General features: G+C 71.4%; 1 protein-coding gene. It reads left to right on the forward strand.

The window, feature by feature from the left end:
- Nucleotides 1-123 precede the first annotated feature (123 nt).
- A complete protein-coding gene (locus BZY54_RS48550) occupies nucleotides 124-1137 on the forward strand; it encodes a LacI family DNA-binding transcriptional regulator (protein WP_086731590.1) in 1014 nt (337 codons plus the stop codon).
- Nucleotides 1138-1161 lie beyond the last annotated feature (24 nt).

The following is a 1161-nucleotide window of genomic DNA, read 5'->3' on the forward strand; positions in this document are numbered from 1 at the left end:
CTGTCGAAGCGCTTCGACAGGCCGTGGACACCCACTCTGACTGGAGCTACTGTCGAACCACCCCTCACACAGTCCTGTCGGAGACGCGCACCTGTCGAAGCGCTTCACAACTTGGAGAGCCGGATGGTCACCCTCGCCGAGGTCGCCCAGCACGCCGGAGTCTCGGCGAGCACGGTGAGCTATGTCCTCAGCGGCAAGCGGTCCATCTCCGCGAGCACCCGGGAGCGGGTCGAGCAGAGCATCCGGGAGCTCGGCTACCACCCGAACGCCGGCGCCCGCGCCCTGGCCAGCAGCCGGTCCAACATCATCGCCCTGATGATCCCACTGCGGACGGACATGTACGTACCGGTGATGATGGAGATCGCCATCGCGGTGGCGACCACGGCCCGCACCCACGGCTACGACGTCCTGCTGCTCACCGGCGAGGAGGGCCCCGACGCCGTGCGCCGGGTGACCGGCAGCGGACTGGCCGACGCGATGATCGTGATGGACGTCGAACTGGAGGACGAGCGGCTGCCCCTGCTGCGCGGGACCGACCGGCCCTCGGTCCTGATCGGCCTGCCCGCCGACACCACCGGGCTGACCTGCGTCGACCTGGACTGGAGCGCGACGGGCGCGCTGTGCGTGGAGCACCTGGCGACGCTGGGACACCGTGACATCGCTGTCATCGGCGAGGCGCCCGCCGTCTACGAGCGGCACACCGGCTTCGCCGAACGCACCCTGGACGGCCTGCGCTCCCGCGCGCGTGAGCTGGGCCTGAAGGTGCTGCACCGCGCCTGCGAGGGCGGCTTCGACGCGATGGCGGCGATCCTCGCCCGCATCCTCGACGAGCGTCCGGGCACCACCGGCTTCGTCGTGCAGAACGAGTCCGCGGTGGAACCGCTGCTCGCCCTGCTGCGCCAGCAGGGCCGCGCCGTACCGGAGGACATCTCCGTGGTCGCGATCTGCCCGGAGCAGGTCGCCGTCCAGGCCTCGGTGCGGCTGACCTCCGTCGCCGTGCCCGCCCAGGAGATGGGCCGCCGCGCGATCGAGCACCTGGTGACCAAGCTCGACGGGCACGCCAGGGACGAAGTGGTGCTGCTCGCCCCGGAGTTGACGGTCCGCGCCAGCTCGGGACCGGCCCCGTCCGCGCCCTGATCCACCTGCCGCCCTCCACGCCGT

Source organism: Streptomyces carpinensis (assembly GCF_002154505.1).
In the GTDB taxonomy this organism is placed as follows: domain Bacteria; phylum Actinomycetota; class Actinomycetes; order Streptomycetales; family Streptomycetaceae; genus Streptomyces; species Streptomyces carpinensis.

What these genes read in the sequence shown, in the direction of transcription:
- BZY54_RS48550 (WP_086731590.1), top strand. Translation starts at nt 124, where the DNA reads ATGGTCACCCTCGCCGAGGTCGCCCAGCACGCCGGAGTCTCGGCGAGC.